Annotated in this window: 22 protein-coding genes and 1 tRNA gene; 9 read left to right on the top strand and 14 right to left on the bottom strand. The window is 69.1% G+C overall.

Annotated features, from left to right (window positions below; genetic code table 11):
* Positions 1-39: 39 nt before the first annotated feature.
* Positions 40-720: a metallophosphoesterase gene (locus P0592_RS13990; protein ID WP_276271520.1), complete on the top strand. Its 681-nt coding sequence runs from the start codon at positions 40-42 to the stop codon at positions 718-720.
* 134 nt (positions 721-854) lie between these two features.
* The gene (locus P0592_RS13985) at positions 855-1,013 is read left to right on the top strand and encodes a hypothetical protein (protein ID WP_276271519.1); all 159 of its coding nucleotides are present in this window, start codon (positions 855-857) and stop codon (positions 1,011-1,013) included.
* 14 nt (positions 1,014-1,027) lie between these two features.
* Here P0592_RS13985 and P0592_RS13980 read toward each other — a convergent pair whose 3' ends face one another.
* The gene (locus tag P0592_RS13980; RefSeq protein WP_276271518.1) at positions 1,028-2,278 is read right to left on the bottom strand and encodes an NAD(P)/FAD-dependent oxidoreductase; all 1,251 of its coding nucleotides are present in this window, start codon (positions 2,276-2,278) and stop codon (positions 1,028-1,030) included.
* 79 nt (positions 2,279-2,357) lie between these two features.
* On the opposite strand from P0592_RS13980, the gene P0592_RS13975 reads away from it, so the two are divergent.
* Together P0592_RS13975 and P0592_RS13970 are read left to right on the top strand one after the other, a co-directional pair.
* Complete coding sequence (locus tag P0592_RS13975) at positions 2,358-3,476, top strand: threonine synthase (RefSeq protein ID WP_276271517.1); 1,119 nt, start codon at positions 2,358-2,360, stop codon at positions 3,474-3,476.
* A gap of 39 nt (positions 3,477-3,515) precedes the next feature.
* Entirely contained in the window at positions 3,516-3,980 is a 465-nt protein-coding gene (locus tag P0592_RS13970; protein ID WP_276271516.1) for a DUF6653 family protein, read from the top strand.
* Between the two features lie 14 nt (positions 3,981-3,994).
* On the opposite strand, the gene P0592_RS13965 is transcribed toward P0592_RS13970, so the two are convergent.
* From P0592_RS13965 to P0592_RS13940, 6 genes are read right to left on the bottom strand one after another with little or no spacing between them, the layout of a single operon-like run.
* Positions 3,995-4,597 (bottom strand): J domain-containing protein, encoded by a 603-nt coding sequence (locus tag P0592_RS13965; RefSeq protein ID WP_276271515.1) that lies wholly within the window; start codon positions 4,595-4,597, stop codon positions 3,995-3,997.
* A 39-nt stretch (positions 4,598-4,636) separates the two neighbouring features.
* Positions 4,637-5,395 carry a proteasome assembly chaperone family protein gene (locus tag P0592_RS13960; RefSeq protein WP_276271514.1) on the bottom strand — a complete coding sequence of 253 codons (759 nt, stop codon included), beginning with the start codon at positions 5,393-5,395 and terminating at the stop codon, positions 4,637-4,639.
* A 5-nt stretch (positions 5,396-5,400) separates the two neighbouring features.
* Positions 5,401-5,583, bottom strand: a complete 183-nt coding sequence (locus P0592_RS13955) for an RNA-protein complex protein Nop10 (protein ID WP_276271513.1) — start codon at positions 5,581-5,583, stop codon at positions 5,401-5,403.
* 2 nt (positions 5,584-5,585) lie between these two features.
* The gene (locus P0592_RS13950) at positions 5,586-6,386 is read right to left on the bottom strand and encodes a translation initiation factor IF-2 subunit alpha (RefSeq protein ID WP_276271512.1); all 801 of its coding nucleotides are present in this window, start codon (positions 6,384-6,386) and stop codon (positions 5,586-5,588) included.
* A 1-nt stretch (position 6,387) separates the two neighbouring features.
* Complete coding sequence (locus tag P0592_RS13945) at positions 6,388-6,561, bottom strand: 30S ribosomal protein S27e (RefSeq protein ID WP_276271511.1); 174 nt, start codon at positions 6,559-6,561, stop codon at positions 6,388-6,390.
* Complete coding sequence (locus tag P0592_RS13940) at positions 6,561-6,839, bottom strand: 50S ribosomal protein L44e (RefSeq protein ID WP_276271510.1); 279 nt, start codon at positions 6,837-6,839, stop codon at positions 6,561-6,563. The genes P0592_RS13945 and P0592_RS13940 overlap by 1 nt, the downstream gene beginning before the upstream one ends.
* 169 nt (positions 6,840-7,008) lie before the next feature.
* Here P0592_RS13940 and P0592_RS13935 point away from each other — a divergent pair, with 169 nt between their 5' ends.
* The gene (locus tag P0592_RS13935; protein WP_276271509.1) at positions 7,009-7,287 is read left to right on the top strand and encodes an HAH_0734 family protein; all 279 of its coding nucleotides are present in this window, start codon (positions 7,009-7,011) and stop codon (positions 7,285-7,287) included.
* Positions 7,288-7,292: 5 nt separating this feature from the next.
* Here the strand turns inward: P0592_RS13935 and P0592_RS13930 are convergent, their stop codons facing one another.
* Complete coding sequence (locus P0592_RS13930) at positions 7,293-9,608, bottom strand: DUF2298 domain-containing protein (RefSeq protein ID WP_276271508.1); 2,316 nt, start codon at positions 9,606-9,608, stop codon at positions 7,293-7,295.
* Between the two features lie 103 nt (positions 9,609-9,711).
* On the opposite strand from P0592_RS13930, the gene P0592_RS13925 reads away from it, so the two are divergent.
* The 4 genes from P0592_RS13925 (at position 9,712) to P0592_RS13910 (ending at position 11,664) form a co-directional block, all read left to right on the top strand.
* A complete protein-coding gene (locus P0592_RS13925; RefSeq protein WP_276271507.1) occupies positions 9,712-10,479 on the top strand; it encodes a glycosyltransferase in 768 nt (255 codons plus the stop codon).
* Positions 10,476-10,958: a GtrA family protein gene (locus P0592_RS13920; protein ID WP_276271506.1), complete on the top strand. Its 483-nt coding sequence runs from the start codon at positions 10,476-10,478 to the stop codon at positions 10,956-10,958. Before P0592_RS13925 ends, P0592_RS13920 begins: the two co-directional genes overlap by 4 nt.
* 70 nt (positions 10,959-11,028) lie before the next feature.
* Positions 11,029-11,103, top strand: a tRNA-Met gene (locus tag P0592_RS13915).
* 150 nt (positions 11,104-11,253) lie between these two features.
* Entirely contained in the window at positions 11,254-11,664 is a 411-nt protein-coding gene (locus P0592_RS13910) for a hypothetical protein (RefSeq protein ID WP_276271505.1), read from the top strand.
* A gap of 69 nt (positions 11,665-11,733) precedes the next feature.
* On the opposite strand, the gene hpt is transcribed toward P0592_RS13910, so the two are convergent.
* The 6 genes from hpt to P0592_RS13880 form a co-directional block, all read right to left on the bottom strand.
* Positions 11,734-12,303, bottom strand: a complete 570-nt coding sequence (hpt, locus tag P0592_RS13905; protein WP_276271504.1) for a hypoxanthine/guanine phosphoribosyltransferase — start codon at positions 12,301-12,303, stop codon at positions 11,734-11,736.
* A gap of 44 nt (positions 12,304-12,347) precedes the next feature.
* On the bottom strand, positions 12,348-14,252 hold the full coding sequence (locus P0592_RS13900; RefSeq protein WP_276271503.1) for a hypothetical protein: 1,905 nt from the start codon (positions 14,250-14,252) through the stop codon (positions 12,348-12,350).
* A complete protein-coding gene (locus P0592_RS13895) occupies positions 14,249-14,734 on the bottom strand; it encodes a hypothetical protein (RefSeq protein WP_276271502.1) in 486 nt (161 codons plus the stop codon). The genes P0592_RS13900 and P0592_RS13895 overlap by 4 nt, the downstream gene beginning before the upstream one ends.
* 89 nt (positions 14,735-14,823) lie before the next feature.
* Positions 14,824-15,315: a type IV pilin N-terminal domain-containing protein gene (locus P0592_RS13890; protein ID WP_276271501.1), complete on the bottom strand. Its 492-nt coding sequence runs from the start codon at positions 15,313-15,315 to the stop codon at positions 14,824-14,826.
* A 258-nt stretch (positions 15,316-15,573) separates the two neighbouring features.
* Positions 15,574-16,146, bottom strand: a complete 573-nt coding sequence (locus P0592_RS13885; RefSeq protein WP_276271500.1) for a DUF7344 domain-containing protein — start codon at positions 16,144-16,146, stop codon at positions 15,574-15,576.
* A 109-nt stretch (positions 16,147-16,255) separates the two neighbouring features.
* Positions 16,256-16,729, bottom strand: a complete 474-nt coding sequence (locus P0592_RS13880; protein WP_276271499.1) for a type IV pilin N-terminal domain-containing protein — start codon at positions 16,727-16,729, stop codon at positions 16,256-16,258.
* Positions 16,730-16,791 lie beyond the last annotated feature (62 nt).

Below are 16,791 nucleotides of genomic sequence, written 5' to 3'. Positions count from 1 at the left end.
TCGTCAGCGATTTGTGCCCGTGGACCCGACGGGGAGGCGATGGACCCGACCTACGACGACCGGGCGCTCGTCCTCGGGGACACCCTCGTCGTCGCGGACCTCCACGTCGGCCGCGGCACCGGCGGGAACCTCGCGTTCCCGGTCGGTTCCGGGACGGACGTGGTCGAGCGGTTCCGGGACCTCGTCGAACGCCACGACCCCGACGAGGCGGTCGTCGCCGGCGATCTCCTGCACTCCTTCCGGACGGTGCCACGGACCGTCGAGGACACCGTCGCCGGCCTGCGGTCGGTCTGCCGGGACGCCGGCGCTCGCCCGCTCGTCACGCCGGGCAACCACGACACGATGCTCGATTCGGTGTGGGACGGACCGACCGCGGCCGAGCACCGAGTCGGCGACACCCTCGTCCTCCACGGCCACGAGCCGCCCGAGGAAGAGGCCGACCGCTACGTCGTCGGTCACGACCACCCGACCATCGACATCGAGGGACAGCGCCGACCCTGCTATCTCGTCGGCCGCGACCAGTACCGCGGCGGCGACGTCGTGATGCTGCCGTCGTTCAACCGCCTGAACGCCGGCGTCGAGGTCAACCGGATGTCGGCGGCGGACTTCCAGTCGCCGCTGGTCACGGACGCCGATCGCCTCGAACCCGTCGTCTGGGACGAGGACGCACGCGAGACGGTCTCGTTCCCGCAGCTCGGTGAGTTCCGGCGGATGTTGTGAGCGAGGGGCGCGACCGAAGGGAGCGGCCCTCGACGCGGCCGACGACAGCGGGAGACGGCCGCGAACGCGGCCGTGACCGGTGAACCGCGACGGATAGCGGTAGGTATTTGAGCCGCGGCGGTGGAAACGCCGGTATGGTCCAGACAGGTGCTGCACTCGCACTCATCGCCATCACGTTGCTGTCGCTAGCGCTGATCTACTTCGCGACGGTGAAGTACGTCGGCGACGTGCTGCGTGTCGACGAGGAGGACGAGCACGAGGGAAACAGGAGTAGCGGCGGGCCGGCCGCGTAAGCCGCCGTCCGCCGCTACCCGAGCAGTTCTGCCGCGACACGACCGCTCTCCAGCGCGCCCTGGATCGAGGACCACCGGGTGTAGTCACCCGCCAGCACGACCGGTCCCTCGGGTGCCGCCGGGTCGGGGAGGTCGGCGCGGAACCCCGGCGGCTGGGCGAACTGGGCGAGCGGTACCCGGTCGGTCCGGAGCAGTTCGAGGTCCGAGAACCCCCCGGCAGGGTACCACGACCCCAGTGCCTCGCGTACGTCGGCGGCGAGGGCGTCGTCGTCGTCGGGGACCCCGAGGAACGTCGCGCTGTACAGCTCCATCCCCTCGGGCGCGTACTCCGGGGCGACGGCGGACATCGGCGCGACGGTGTTCGGCCGGTCGTCCGCCGCGTTGAGCACGATCCGCGTACCCATCGAGGGGGCCTTCTTCGTCGGGAGCGCGAAGTACTGGGTGACACAACCCAGCGTCTCGGTGGGGATCGCCGCGACGCCGGTGAGCGCCTGCGCGGTCGCCGGATCGGTCGCGACGACGGCACCGTCCGCGGTCACGGTCTCGCCGTCGACCTCTACCGCGACCGCGCCGCCGTCGGCGTCGACGGCCGTCACCTCGCGGCCCGTCTCGATGCTCGCACCGGCCTCGACGGCGCGGTCGGCCAGCTGCTCTGGCATCGCCTGCATCCCCCTCGCGGGGACGAATATCTCCCCGTCGCTGAGCATCTTGAACGTGTACTCGAAGACGCCGCTGTCGGTCCCCAGGTCCCGGTCGAGGGTGATGCCGCCGTAGAACGGCGCGGCGAAGCGCTCGACGAACTTCCGGGAGAAGCCGTAGTCGGCGAGGTAGTCGGCGATCGTCGAGCCGCCGCGGTCCAGCAGCGTCGCCGGGTCGACGCGGGCGAGGTCGCGCTGGAGCTTGACGACCCGCAGCTTGTCGCCCAGCGTCAGGTCGCGGTTCAGCGCCGTCTGCGGGAGCGCGGTCGGCGACCGGAACGGATCGGCGACCACCGAGCGGTGGTTCGGCCGGGCGATGGTCGCGCCGGGCGTGAACGGACGGGGGTCGAGCGCCTCGACGTCGAGTTCGCGCTCGACCGCCGGGTACGACGAGAACAGCACCTGGAACCCCCGGTCGAAGGTGTACCCGTCCTCGTGGACCGTCCGGACCCGACCACCCACCCGGTCGCTGGCCTCGAACACGGTCACGTCCCGTCCCGACTCGGCGAGGTGGCGGGCCGCCACGAGTCCCGCGAGGCCGCCACCGACGACCACGGCGTCTGTCATTACCCGGCGTACGGATGCGTCCGCAAAGAGCGTGCTGGAGACCGCACGACACTTGGGAGTGCCGACCCCAGTGGCGGATATGGAGACGACCCCGGCGCTTCGCGGCCTCCGGTGTACCGCGTGTGGCGAGTCCGCCGATCCCGACGCGACCCGCTGTCCCGACTGTGGCGGCGTCCTCGCGCCCGACTACGACCCCGACGCCGTCGCGTCGCTCGACGAGGTCCGCCCGTTCCCGGAAGACGTCGCGGTGAGCATCGAGACCGGCGGGACGCCCCGCGTGTCGGTCCCGTCGCTGGCCGCGGAACTCGGCGTGGACAGGATCGCGGTCGCCGACGAGGGCCGCAATCCGACCGGCTCGCTGGCCGACCGGGTGCTCGCGCCGGCCGTCACCGCCGCCGTCCAGCAGGGGGCCGAGCGGATCGGAACCCCCTCGACTGGCAACGGCGCGCAGGCCGCCGCGGCGCTGGCCGCCCGGGCGGGGATCGAGTCCAAGGGGTTCGTCCCCTCCCGGTGTCCGTTCGTCAACAAGGCGATGGTGAACGTCCACGGCGGCGATATGCGGGTCGTCGAGGGGCGCTACGACGACGCCGTCGCCGCGTTCGCCGACAGCGACGAGTCGTTCACCGGCGTCGCGCCCGGCCACCCGTTCCGCGTCGCCGGCGGGATGGCCCTCGCGGTCGAACTGCTCGCCGATCGCGTGCCCGACGCCGTCGTCCACCCGGCGAGCCACGGCGAGGTCCTCGTCGGCCTCGAACGCGGCTTCACCCTCGCCGCCGAGGCCGGCCTCGTCGAATCCGTACCCCGGATCTACGCCGTCCAGCCCGACAGCGCCGCACCCATCGCCGACGCCGTCCGGTCGGGCGCGTCGACGCCCGCCGCCGTCGACCACCCGGACACCATCGTCGGGCCGCTGGAGGTGCCCGAGCCCGCGGCCGGCGCGGCCGCGATCGCGGCCGTCCGCGCCACCGATGGCACCGGAGCGACCGTCGACGACGACGACGTCCTCCAGGGAGCCGTCGACGGCTGCGAGATGGGGCCGGAGGTCGGCGCGACCGGTGGCACCGCCGTCGCCGGCGGGCGCGCGCTCGCCGCGGCCGGGGCGCTCGGGGCCGGCGACGACGTCGTCCTGGTCAATCCCGTCGCCGGCAGCAAGGAGGGGGACCTCCTCCGGTCGCACCTGATGAGCCAGGGGCTCTGAGGGCGATACGGTTTTCTCGCGGGCGGGCGACTCTCCGGTATGGCGACCAGTCCCCGCCCCGACCCCGACGGCTCCGCCCTCGACCGCTACTTCTGGGCCCGCCACGCCAACCCCAAGAGCGGGTGGACCCGTGCCGCGACGATGCCGCTGCTGATGGCCTGCATCTACCGGCGGGACTGGCGCGGGCTCGCGCTCGTTCTCGCCTTCGTCGTCGCCAATCCCTTCCTCTTCGCGCCGCCCGAGAGCGACGCGGACTGGATGACGAAAGGCGTCTACGGCGAGCGCCTCTGGACGGCCGGGGACTACGACCGGTGGGGCTACCCCGAGGTGCTGAACTACGGCAACGCGGCCGCCGGCCTGTACGCTCTGTTCGCCGCCGTCCGACGCCGCCCCGCGGAGACCGCGCTGGCGACGACGCTGTCGATGGCGCTGAAGTTCTGGTTCGTCGCGGAGATGGTCCACCTGTACGAGCGGGAGCGAGACGCCGAGCAAAGCGGTGAGTAGAGCGGCCGACCGGCCTACGAGGCGTGTTGTTTGGCCAGCGTGTACGCCTCCCGGACCCGGCGGAACGCCTCCTCGTCGCCGCCGTGGTCCGGGTGGACCTCCTTGACCCGCTCGCGGTAGGCCGACTTCACCTCGGCCCGCGAGGCCGAGCGCGGGAGCCCGAGTTCGTCGAACGCCTGGACGGCGGGGTTGACCGGTTCCGGGTCGGGACCGAGCGACACCTCCGGCGTCTCGAACGGGAGCCGCGCGCCGAGGTGGACCCCCGGCATCTCGTGTTCGACCAGGACCGGCGTCGTCCCCGAGCGCTCGATCCGGTAGTACGCCTGGGCGTCGAACGTGATCGCCACGTCCCGCTTGGGGAGGTAGAAAGCGACGTGTTGCCCCTCGACGAAGTGGTTCTCCGCGAACGGTTCCTCGATCGCCCTGAGGTACTCCCTGAGTTCGCCGCGGCGGCGCTCCTCGCCGCCGTCGCCGACCGTCCGCGCACGCCGGGCCCGCTGCTCGGCGGGGAACAGGCGGGCGGTCACGAGGAACACGACGGCGACGAGCAGACTCCCGGCGACACCGATTACCACGCCGAGGAGGAGCCACTCTGGGACCGTACCGGCTGCCTGCACACGCCGCCGTACGGCGCGGACCGACAAGAAAGGCTCGCTCTACCCGATGTAGCGCAGGTCCTCGTCGGAGGGGGCCGGCCCGTTCTGCTGTTCCATCTCCTGGATCTTCCGGACGACCTCCTCCATCTCGTCGGCCCGCTCCTCCAGGGACTCGAAGTCGACCTCGAAGCCGACGACCGTCTCCAGTACCTCCAGAACCGCCTGTGCGCTCTTAGGGTCGACGAGGTAGCCCGAGGTCTCGCCCATCAGGCAGGCGGCGTCGAACCCGCGGCGTTCACCGAGACCGAGCAGCAGGCCGGAGACGCCGACGATCCCGCCGGCCGGCTCGTCGTCGCGGAACTCCACGCCGGCGTCCTCTAAGACCGCGACCGTCTCGTCGGTGGTCGAGGCACCCAGCACGTCGTACTCCTCGATGAGTTCGCCGGTGGGGACCCCGCCGAGCGCGAACACTTCCCCGACGCCGAAGTCGGCCGCCACGTCGAGGAACGCGTCGGTCAGCCCGTAGTGACCCTCGCTGTCCTGTGCCTGGTGGTCGCCCGAGAGGACGAGCATATCCCGCCCGTCCTCGGGCGTGACGGCGTGGAACTCCGCACAGGCCAGTTCCGTCCGGCCCTCGTCGACGGTCACCTGCGGCGGGAAGTGCGTCGAGTACACCCGGCGGACGAGTTCGCTGTCGAGCTCCTCCAGCAGGTGCTCGGCGGCGAGCTTTCCGACGTGGCCGACGCCGGGGAGCCCCTCGACCAGCACCGGCTCGTCGAGCTCCGGGTCGGCGATAGCGTCGATGTCGTATTCGTCCATACGGCCTATTCGCGGCGTCGGCGCTTAAGTGAACGTCGATACTCGCCGTGGGGGTCGGTCGGGTCGAACGGCGCGGGGGCGCTGTTGACGGCGTCGGCCCCACAGCGAGGACAGGCGTCGGAGAGCGTGTAGACGGGGCGGTCGTGTTCGGCCTCCCAGTCCGAACAGACCAGGATGTCCGACTTCACGACTACTCGTCGTCTTCGTTGCGGTCGCGGTGGAAGTGGGCGGTGCCGCCGTGGTCCTCGACGACCGCGCGGGCGCGGTCGGCGCTCTCTTCGAGTTCGCCCTCCGCGGTCTTGTAGTCGGGCGCGCGGACCTGGATGCGGTACTCGGGCGAGCCGACGTAGGTGACCTCGAGCTCGATCTCGTCGGGCACGTCGCCGTCGCCCTCGGCGGCCTGCAGGGCCTCCTTGATGATGTCGACGCCGTCGCTCTCGGGACAGGTCAGGTCGACGTAGCCCGTGACGTTGACGTAGGGCACCGAGACGTTCGAACGGGCCGTCTCGACGATGGCCTCGATCTCGTCGTCGTCGAGGTCCGTGTCTTCGAGTGCCTCCTCGCCGTGGATGGCCGCGGCCTCGAAGCCGTCGTACAGCGAGCCGAACTCCGCGAGCAGGGCGTTGGCGATGGCACCGTAGGTCTCGTCGTCGATGTCCTCGCCGAAGGCCAGTTCCATCCAGTTGTCGGCCTTCTGCTCGTTTTTCCACTCCTGGATCTTCTCCTTGCGCTGGTGGTCGTTGACGTCCTTGATCGAGAGGTCGATCTGCTGGGCGCTCTCGTCGACGTCGAGCACCTTGGCGACGACCGTCTGGCCCTCGTTGACGTGGTCGCGGACGTTCTTGATCCAGCCGCTGGCGACCTCGGAGATGTGACAGAGGCCACGCTTGCCCTCGTACTCCTCGAGGTCGACGAACACGCCGAAGTCCTCGATCTCGTCGACTTTGCCGACGACGAGTTCGCTCGGTTCGGGCCAGCCGCTGTACTTCATCCTATCGGGCCTCGACGACGTCGGTCACTTCGCCCTCGATGTCGGCCTTCCCGCCGGTGGGGCGGGCCAGCGTGTGGCCACAGACCGCACAGGCGACGTCGGTGGCGGCCTTCTCGAAGAGGGTCTGTTCGTTCTCGCAGTCCGGACAGGCGACGGTGACGAAGCTCCCGGGCATTATTCCTGGAACTCCAGTCGGCCGGCGCGCCATCCCTCGCGGAGGTGGGCCTTGCCACACTCCGAGCAGCGGTACTTGAGGTCCGTCTTCTTGGTGGGCTTGTCCCCACCGGGGACCTTCGAGAACTTCCCGTCGTTCCCGATGCCGGAGTTGCGCTCGCGCTGGCGGTCGATCCACTTCATCCCGGTCTCGCGACCGGAGCGGACCTTCTCCACCTCGTGTTCGTGGTGGGAGTGACAGTGCGGACAGTACGTGTTGAACCGGCGTGGCATCTCCATAGATATCGACCTTACGGCCCGGTTCGTTATGGCTGCTTAAAACCCGTTTGGTTCGCCCGCGCCCGCCCTCGTGCGTATGTGGGGCGGTCACGCGTCGTGAGTGCCGGCGACGTCGTCGCCCGGGCGCGCCTTCGAAGTCACTAAGTACGGCGTTGGCCAAGGAGCGGGTATGAAGAAGCTCATCGTACACGGGGACGCCGGCTTCCGGAAGGGTGGCCGCATCGAGTACGACGGCGAGGAGTACGAGGTGTTCGCCGTCGCCCGGCAGGGCGAGTGGCACGGCCCCGACGAGCCCCAGCTGTGGTGTACGGTCGGCTCGGAGGACGAGCAGGAGACCTTCGACAAGCAGGACTACATCCCGATCCACCTCGACACCGAGAACGTCGACGCCGAGGCCGTCACCGTCGTCCGCGAGCGGGGCGAGCCCGACGCGGAAGCCGAGGCCTGACCCTTCTAGAGTTCCGACTGGTCGACGCGGTAGATCACCACGTCACCGCCCCTCGCGGCGACGCTCACGCCGGCCAACCGATCGACCGTCACCCGCTCGTAGCGACTCCGCTCCGCCGGGCCGACGTAGACGTACTGCACGTCGTACCGCTCCAGTAGCCGGCGCTGCTCGGCGGCGGGACCCGAGTAGATGATCGCCACGTCTTCCACCCGCCGCTGATAGACCGAGTCGTTGCGGTACTGGGCCTCGTGGAACCACCCGGCGACGGTCGGCAGACCGGTCAGACTCGCCGGCGCACTCGCCCCCTTCCCCTCCGCGGTCTCCCACTCGTAGCCGGCCGGCGCGGCGGTGACGAGGGTCGGTCGGCCCTCGCGCCGGTCGAGCCACCGGATGGCCTCGGCTTCCTCGGGGTGGGTCCGGTCGAGGTAGGCCGTGCCGTTGAGCGTCGGCTCGCCGGCCGCGTCGGCGTGTGCCGAGAGCGCGAAGACGCCGTACAGCGAGGTCGAGACGACGAGGACGGCCAGCAGCGCGCGGGTGCCGTGGGTCGTCCACGCGCGACGACGCTCGGCCGCGGGCCGCCAGCGCGTGACCAGCCACGCCAGCACCGGGCCGACCGCGACGCCCCAGAGGATCCACACCTGCATGTACGTCTTGAACACGGTGTTCATCCGGCCGACGTTCTCCCGGACGAAGACGAACTCCACGAGCAGCGCGAGCCCGGCCCCCGCCATCACGAGGACGGCCTCGAACTCCACCGGCCGATCCCCGCCGTCGGCCAGCGCCGGGAGGGCGTCGATCGACCGGCTCAGCGTCGGCGACCGGGCGAACAGCCACGCCCCGACCAGCAGCGGGAGCAGGACGCCGACGGCGACGAGGTCCGCGGTCGCGGCGAGGGCCGCGAACGCGACGGCGGCCAGGCCGACGATACGGGCCTCCCGCGTCCCGACTGCCCGCCCGGTCTGTGCGTAGAAGTACAGCCAGAACGGGACGACGAACGCGCCGTGGACGGCGAGGAACTCCGCGAGGTTCGTCCGGTCGGGGAGGACCGCCACCTCGCGGCCGCTCGCCGCACCGAGCCAGAACGGGAGCGACCACAGCAGCCCGAGGGCGAGGATACAGACCGCGACGGCGACGGCCAGCCCGACGCGGATGCCCTCGCCGGTCACCCCGTCGATCCGCAGCCGGCCCGCCACGCCCGTCGGCAACAGCGTCCGCGGGTCGGCGGGCGCGGCGGCGACGGTCAGCATCGCCAGCCCCGCGACCGAGGGGAACGACCAGGTGTTCGTGACGGCGACGAACCCCGCGAGCGCCGGGAGCGCACCGAACAGCAGGGCGAGTCGACGCCGCCACTCGACGGCCGGCGTCTGGTAGTAGCTGAAACACAGCGCCGCCGCCAGCAGGAGAAAGCCCGTGCTCATCATGTGGGCGTGCAGATCGCCGTTGAGCCAGGCGAACAGCGGGAACTCGTCGATGACGAGCGCCGCCGACGGCTCGTAGGTCGCGAAGTCGCCCGCCTCGTCGGTGATGACCCGACTCGCGCTCCAGTAGCTGAACCGGTCCGGGCCGGCCGCCAGCCCGCCGACCTCGTAGCCCGCGGCGTCCGCCAGCGACCGGGACAGCCCGGAGGGGAGCACCCAGACGAGGAACTTCACCGGCGTCGAGAGGTTGCTCGCCACGCCGACGAAGAAGGCGGCCAGTCCCGCGGCCAGCCGTCGGGGGACGCCCCGGTCGGCGGCGACGGCTCCGGCCAGTCCGTAGGCGGCGGTCACCAGAATCGCGTAGAACCCCGCCAGCGCGAGGTTGTAGGCGTACTGCCCGGCGGTGCCGGTGAGCCGCGTCAGGATGGCCGCCAGGAGGTGCCCGCCGTAGTAGTACGCCACCGGCTCACCGGCGAACCACATGTCTTCCGGCGGCAGGCTGTCGGCCCGCAGGAGCGACTTCAGCAGGCCGTAGTCGAGGAACTTCTCGCCGCCGATCGGGACGATGGCGGGGTCCAGCGCCCGGATCCAGACGACGAGCAGGAACGCGACGGTGAACACCGCCGCCACCTCTGCGTACGCCCGCCCGTCGACGGTCCCGAAGCGGTCCGCTGTGAGCCACGCGGCCACGACCAGGAGCGCCACGCCCACCCAGACGCCGGCCGTGATCGACACTCGGCCGAGGAGGTACGTGGCCAGCCAGAGCACCACCAGCGCGACCGGGACGCCGAAGGCCACGCCGCGGTCGGCGAAGCGGGGGAACAGCGCCGCGGCGACGGTCGCACCGACGTAGCCGAGCAGCAGATAGAGGGCGAGCCAGAGGGCGACGAGACCGTACTCCATCACCCGAGAGACTGCGACCCGTCCCTATACGTCTTTCCCACTCCCGCGGGCCGGCAGCGCGTCTCCGAATCGCTTTTGGTCGCCGGCCCAGGAGAACGGGACGATGTCGCCATCGCTGGGCGTGGTGGTCCCCGCCTACCGACCCGACGTGGCGCGACTCCGCTCCTACGTCGAGGACGTCGCCACGACCCTCGAACCCGACGAAGTCGTCGTCGAACTCGACGCGCCGGAACCGGGCGTGCCCGAGCAGCTCGCGGACCTGCCCGGTCGGGTCGAGACGGTTCCCTACCGCCGGGGGAAAGGCGCTGCGGTCACCGGCGGGTTCGAGTCGCTGTCGACGGACGTGCTGGCGTTCGCGGACGCCGACGGGTCGACACCCGCGGACGCGCTGGCCGAGGTGGTCGACCCGGTCCGCGACGGCGACGCCGACCTCGGGGTCGGCTCCCGTCGCCACCCCGACGCCGAGGTGCTGAGCCACCAGACCTTCGCCCGTCGGTTCCTCGGCGACGGCTTCGCGTGGCTCGCCGGTCGCCTCCTCTCGGTGTCGCTGTTCGACTACCAGTGCGGGGCGAAGGCCATCGACGCCGACGCCTGGGAGGAGGTCCGGGCCCACCTGTACGAACCGGGATTCGCCTGGGACGTGGAGCTGGTCGCCGTCGCCGGCGCGCTCGACCTCCGGGTGACGGAGGTCCCGATCGTCTGGGAGGACCGCCCGGGATCGACGGTGTCGCCGGTCAGGGACTCCGTCGCGCTGCTGCGAGCCCTGCTGTCGGCCCGCCACCGGGCCAAGCGACTCCGCGACGACCGCCTGCACACCGCCATCGCGTCCAGACGCGAGGAGCCGACGGCGCTCGTCGAGCGCGACCGATGACGCCGCCGACGGACCGCCTCCAGGAGTTCGTCCCCGACCGGTTCGAGTCGCTGGTCTCCGGTGTCCGGTTCGGCCAGTTCGTCTCCGTCGGCGTCGTCGGCGCGATCAGCGACAACACGGTCCTCGCCGTCGCCCGGCTCGGCTTCGGCGTCCCCGAGCTCTGGGCGAAGGCCGCCGGCATCGAGACGGCGATCCTCGTGATGTTCCTGGTCAACGAGCACTGGACCTTCGCAGAGGCCGGCGACGCCGGTCGGTGGCCGTTCCTCCGACGGCTGGTGAAATCCCACCTCGTCCGCTCGGGCGGTGTCTCGATCCAGCTTGTCGTCTACTGGCTGCTCACACAGCAGCTGGCGGTGACGCTGGTCGTCGCCGGGACTGACCTGTGGTTCCTCGCGGCCAGCCCCATCGCCATCGGGGTGGCGATGCTGGTCAACTACGTCTTCGAGAGCCTGTTCACCTGGCAGGTCCAGGCCGAGTGACCCGCGTGGGGAATTCACGGACGGCGTCCGAATCACAACCCTTAATGACCGGGACCGGATACGAACGGGTAGCGGGATGGGATAGCCAGGAGATTCCGGCGGGCTCATAACCCGCAGATCGGTAGTTCAAATCTACCTCCCGCTACTTCTCACGAACTCACCTCGCAAGGCGTTTCATCGCCGAGCGACACGTGAGTGAGTTGTCGCGACGTAGATTTGAACGGCCGAGAGAAACCCGAAGCGCGGACCGGGCCGGAACACTCACGTCGCGGCGTTACGATGAGTCGGTCGAACGATGGCCCCGATCGAGAGCACCCTCCAGTCCCGGACCCGCAGGAGCTTCCTGGCCACGGTCGGTGCCGGAGCCGTCTCGATCACGGCCGGCTGTGCCGGCCTCGCGTCGAACGACGGCGGCGAAGGCGATACGGTGGAGATCATCCCGACCAACGACACGGACGAATCGGTGACCGTCGCCGTCAGGGTCGAAGACGGCGAGGGGACGCCGATCTTCAGCCGCGTGTACGACCTCGCCCCCGGACACTCCGACGAGTCGGCTGGCGTCGACACCGAACCCGCGACGGTCCACGCCTTCACCGACGGCGGGGTGGCAGAGACCTGGGAGTACGCGCCCGAGCTGTCCTGCGAGGGGCCGGACGTCGGGTTCTGGGTGCGCGCGGACGGTATCGAGCCGTGGTACGCCTGTTGATAGTGATCGTCGCAACCCCGCTACCACCGCCCGTCTTCGGGCGGTCGACGCGGAACAGACCTACGAAGCTCAGCCGTCGCCGTGCTCGTCGGCGATGACGACCTCGCCGTCCTCGACGGTGACGTTGATGAGCGTCTTGGCGTCGTAGCCGGCCTCGTCGAGCTTGTTCTCCCCGTCGGCCTTCTTGATGACACAGACGATGTCGCAGATGTCGGCCCCGATGTCCTCGAGCGCGCCGGTCAGCGCCGCGAGGGTACCGCCCGTCGAGAGCACGTCGTCGAGGACGAGGACGCGGTCCCCCTCGTAGACGTCGTTGACGTACATCTCGTTCTCGGAGTAGCCGGTGACCTGCGAGAGGGCCACCTCGCCGTCGAGCCCGTACTGTCGCTTGCGGACGACCACCAGCGGGATGTCGGTCATCAGCGAGACGGCCGTCGAGAGGTGGATGCCCATCGCGGCCGGCGTGACGATCTTGTCGACGTTCTCCAGTTCGGCCTTGCGGATGATCTTGATGACGATCTCCCGCAGGAGTTCGGGCCGCAGCATCGGGACGCCGTCGCTGATGGGGTGGACGAAGTAGTGGTAGCCGTCCTTCTCGATGATCGGGGCCTCGAGCAACGATTCCTTGAGTCGGTCCATGCCGACGGTACTTCGAGGGATCACTAAAGTTCGTCGTCACCGAGTCACACCACGTCGACGAGGTCGGCGGCGACCCGGACCAGCGGGAGCGCGTGGCTGTTGCCCAGCGAGTAGTACTCGAGGACGGTCAACAGGCAGAACACGAGCGTCGCCGCCGTCCCGAGACCGAGCAACGCGGCACCGGCCCGGCCCCACGTGTCGTCCGTTCGACCGAGCACGCCCCAGAGCGCGAGGGGCACGGCGACACCCAGCGCGACGAGCGCGTGGAGCTGGAACGCCTCGCCGACGCCGGCGACGCCGGCCGCGACGGCGACCACGAGGAGTTGGCCGCCGACCAGGACGCCGCCGCCGACGGCCCAGACGAACGCGCGCCAGTGGTCCGCGAAGACAGTCCGAACCGCGGGAAGCCGAACGAGACAGTAGATCCCCAGGGGGAACAGCGGGAAGATGTATCTGACCGTCACCTGCGCGTGGATCGGCAGCCGGGTGGTGTACAACAGCAGCACCCCGACTGCCGACCCCACACAGAAGAGGTCGACCGTTCGAGCCGGTGAGAGTGCGGCCGCCCGGGCGCGTCCGGCCGTCGAGCCCAGCGTTCGTCGGACCGCCGGGACTGCGGCAGCCAGTCCGCCGAGTACCGGTGCGGACTCGAACAGAGCGAGGTTCACCGCCCGCCCGTCGGCGTGTGCCGACGGCGAGTACGCGCTCGATCGAAAGAGGGTGACGTAGACGTCGCCCGGCTCCGCGAGAACCGCGACGGCCCCATCCGCGATGAGCCCCCCGAGGAGCAAAACTGGCTCCAGGACGGACCCGACGAGGTCCGCCAGCGGGGCGAGCAGGACACGGAGCAAACCGACGGACTCGTCGCTCGATCCACCACCGACTCCGCTAGTGCCTTCGCCGCCGACACCGGCGGCCTGCTCGGGGACCGTTCGCACCATCCTGGACGGGAGAACCGGGGACCCCGTCGTGAGCCAGTTCGTCACGAAGAAGGGGAGCAGCGAGAGCCCGAAGGCGACGGCCACGTAGGCCAGCGCCGTCGGGCTGTTGTCGTCGGCCGTCGGAACGTCGACGATCGCGAGGACACAGCAGAACAGCAGCGCCTCGGGGGCGTGGACCCAGGCGTAGAGGCCGATCGCCGCGTACGCACTCGCACGGAAGGTTCGCGGTGTGGCGGCGGCGTCCGCGGTCCCAGGACTGCGGCTCCGATACAGACAGTACGCGGCGGCCAGGACCACCGTCGCCGTGACGACGTGGCGTTTCGGGACCGTCGCCCACAGCGCCAGCGGCGTTCCGAGTGCCAACAGCGTCGCGGCCCCCAGCCCGATCCGGCGCGTGTGGATGCGCGACGCGAGTCGGTACAGGAGCACCGGGGCCAGCGCCGCGATCGTCGCGTGGAACAGCTGGAGCGCGTAGTACTCCGGCCGTGCTTCCACCGGGGTCGCTACGGCGACGTTCGACAGGAACAGCCCGAGGACCGCGACCGACCCGGCGGTGACGACCCACCGTCGATCCGAGAGCGTCCCGACCTGTCGGACGAGCGCCAGCAGCGTCAGCGACCAGAGCGCGACGAACCCGATCCGCAGCGACGTGGTGGCGGCCAGGAGCTCCACCAGGCCGAGGAAGGGCAGCGAGAGGACGAGGACGCCGTAGTTGCGCGAGATGATCCCCCCACCGTAGCGCTTCGCACCCGGGGTGAGGAGATTCGGCCCGTAGGCGGCCTCGGTCATGTGGATCTGCCCGCGGGCGAGCGCGTGCAGTCCGTTCGCGAGCGCGTACGTGTCGGTGATGAAGATCCGCGCCTGCCAGAGCAGGCCGAACAGACAGAGCGAGGCGAGGAATATCGAGAGCCCGACGCGGTCGCCGAACGCGACCCGCCGGACCGTCGCCAACGAGTCGCCGGTCCGCGCGGTCGCGCGGACCCCGATCCCGTCCGTCTCCGTGCTCATTCGATCACCTCGACGGTGACGTTCCCGGCGGCGACCCGTCGCCGCCCCGCGTCGTCCTCGACGACCACGCTGACCGTCCCCTCGTAGCGGTCCCGTCGGACCGTCTCAGTCGCGAGGTTGTCGGGCCGTAACGTCGCCTCGTAGCTGCCGCCCACGTCGCCGGTGAGGAAGTGGACCGTCGACCGGGCGTAGCCGAGGTCGGGGATCTGCAGTCGGTAGGTCACCGAGGGCGACCCGTCGAGCGCGGCGAAGCGGACCGTCGCGGGGGGCACGGCGAGGTAGTAGCCGTCCTGGCCGTACGACCCGCTGTCGAGCGTGGCCCGATCGGGCAGCGAGACCGAGGCGACCGTCGCGTTGCCGCCCCCGTAGGTCACGTCCCGCTCGCTGGTCAGCGTCACACCGGGGACCAGCGGACCCGAGACCAGCGCCGCCGCGACGACGACGCCGGCGACGGCGAAGGTAGCGGCACGCGGGTAATCCATCGTTATCGGGCAGTCGGGAGAGTGGGATAAAAATATCGCGGGAGTGCTGTGGCTGGCGAACGGATAAAATAGAGGAGGGAAGTGGTCAGTTACGCGTCCGGACCGGAGTCCTGAGCGAGGGTTGCGGAGTTGTCGCCTTCTTGTGTCTCGTAGATAACTCGGATTTCGTAACCATCACCAACGCCTGCAGCAATTGATTCACCGGCGCTTACCTCAGTTTCAGAAGCTGCATCATCCCAAGTATCATCGCTGTTAGTGCTATCGATATCAACGTCACTCGAGAAATCTGTCCCCGAACTAGCATCTACCCAACCACTCCCGCGGATATACAGGCTCGATCCGCTAATGGTGTCTCCGCCATCGTGTGTGATTTCTAGTACACCTTCGCCGGAGTCGCCGAAACTCTCGTCGTAATCAAACGAGAAGCTCGCCTGGGGAGTTGTCTGCTGTGCCTGATCGCCGAGTCCGAGGACGAACGACGCGATGACCGCCGCCAGGATGACCGTGATCGCGACCATCAGGATGACCCCGATGACCGGCGACACAGCGTCGTCGTCGTCGAAGAGCTGTTTCAGATCCATAGTTGTATCGTGTCCACGCACACCGCTGTGTCACGAGCCGTAACCCGTCCTTACTCCCACCGGGCTGCTCGCACTGGTGTGCTGTGTCTCCCGTAATGGGAACCGAGTACTTATACCCTAACTACCTTTCAGTGCCAAATCGCAGCCCAGAATTGCTTCAAGCCGGGCTTGTAACGCCGAAATCGGCCGTCTTAGAAGTTAACTCAGAACTCAATACAAAGTTTCAGATTATCAACGGTGATAGCGGATCGCGTCGGCTCACTCCTCGGCCTGCTCGTCGACGTACTCGGTCAAGGTCATCTCGCGGCCGGCGACGTTGTGGTACAGCGCCGACCCGGCGAGGACGACCGCCATCACCGTCGCCCACACGAGCGGCGGGACGAGGGTGAAGGGGTAGACGCCCACCCAGAGGACGACGACGACGGCGAGACTGACCGCACTGAACGAGAGGTAGTACTCGCGCCACGGGAACTCGCTCCCGGGGACGATCTCCAGGTACACCGTCAGCTCCTCGGTCTGTTCCGTGGTGGCGATGACGCCGTCCTCGTCGTCGTAGTCGACGATCCCGGTCTCGTCCATCCGCGGGAGGTGAGTCTGCTGGAGCGTGGTGTAGACGCGTTTGCGCTGCGCGCTGGAGACGTCCGACGAGTCACAGTCGTACTCCATCGAGGCGACGTGGGACGCGAGATCACCGAGTTCGACCGGGCCGCCGTTCTGTCGGAGATACTGGAGCACGTAGCGGCGGCGCTCGTTCTGGAGCACGTCGAAGATCTCCCCCTTCGAGAGCGCGGTGGTCGATCCTGCCGACGACTGTGCCACCTGGCTACTCATCGCCGATCACACCGCGACACAACGCCGACCGTCTCATACGTTCACGTAGTCCGGAGAAGAGTATTAATCGTTTGTGCTGGCGTCCGACGAGCGCAAGACGGGTGGCCGATCAGGCGTCGGGGCCGTCCCACTCGCCGAGGGTAGCGGAGCTACCGCCTTCTTCGGATTTGAAGACGACGCGGACAGTGTCGTCAGAAAATCCATTACTGTTCGTAGAGTCTTCTTCGATTGTCACTGAGACACCCGCAGAGACCTCAGTAGAAGAACCGAGCTCATCGAACGTTCTTGAGGTGTAATCACCAGACCCCCCTTCTTGATGGAAACTATCTGTTGCAGTCACCGATAGTTCAGTGTTATCGATAGTATCACCACCGTCGTGGACGATAGTCAGGGTATCAGTCGTAGCTTCATCATAATCGAAGCTAAAGCTCGCCTGCGGAGCCGTGTTGCCGACCTGTTCACCGAGTCCGAGCACGAACGTGGCGATGACCGCGGCCAGGATGACCGTGATCGCGACCATCAGGATGACCCCGATGACCGGCGACACAGCGTCGTCGTCGTCGAAGAATCGTTTGAGTTCCATTTTTGTCTCACCTGTGACACACGTGGACACGCACGGGGACCCGTGAACGTGCCGTCGGAGTG

Source organism: Haloarcula litorea, assembly GCF_029338195.1.
In the GTDB taxonomy this organism is placed as follows: Archaea; Halobacteriota; Halobacteria; order Halobacteriales; family Haloarculaceae; genus Haloarcula; species Haloarcula litorea.
The sequence above is the reverse complement of the archived record's forward strand: the minus strand, read 5'-3'. Positions and strand labels throughout refer to the sequence as shown.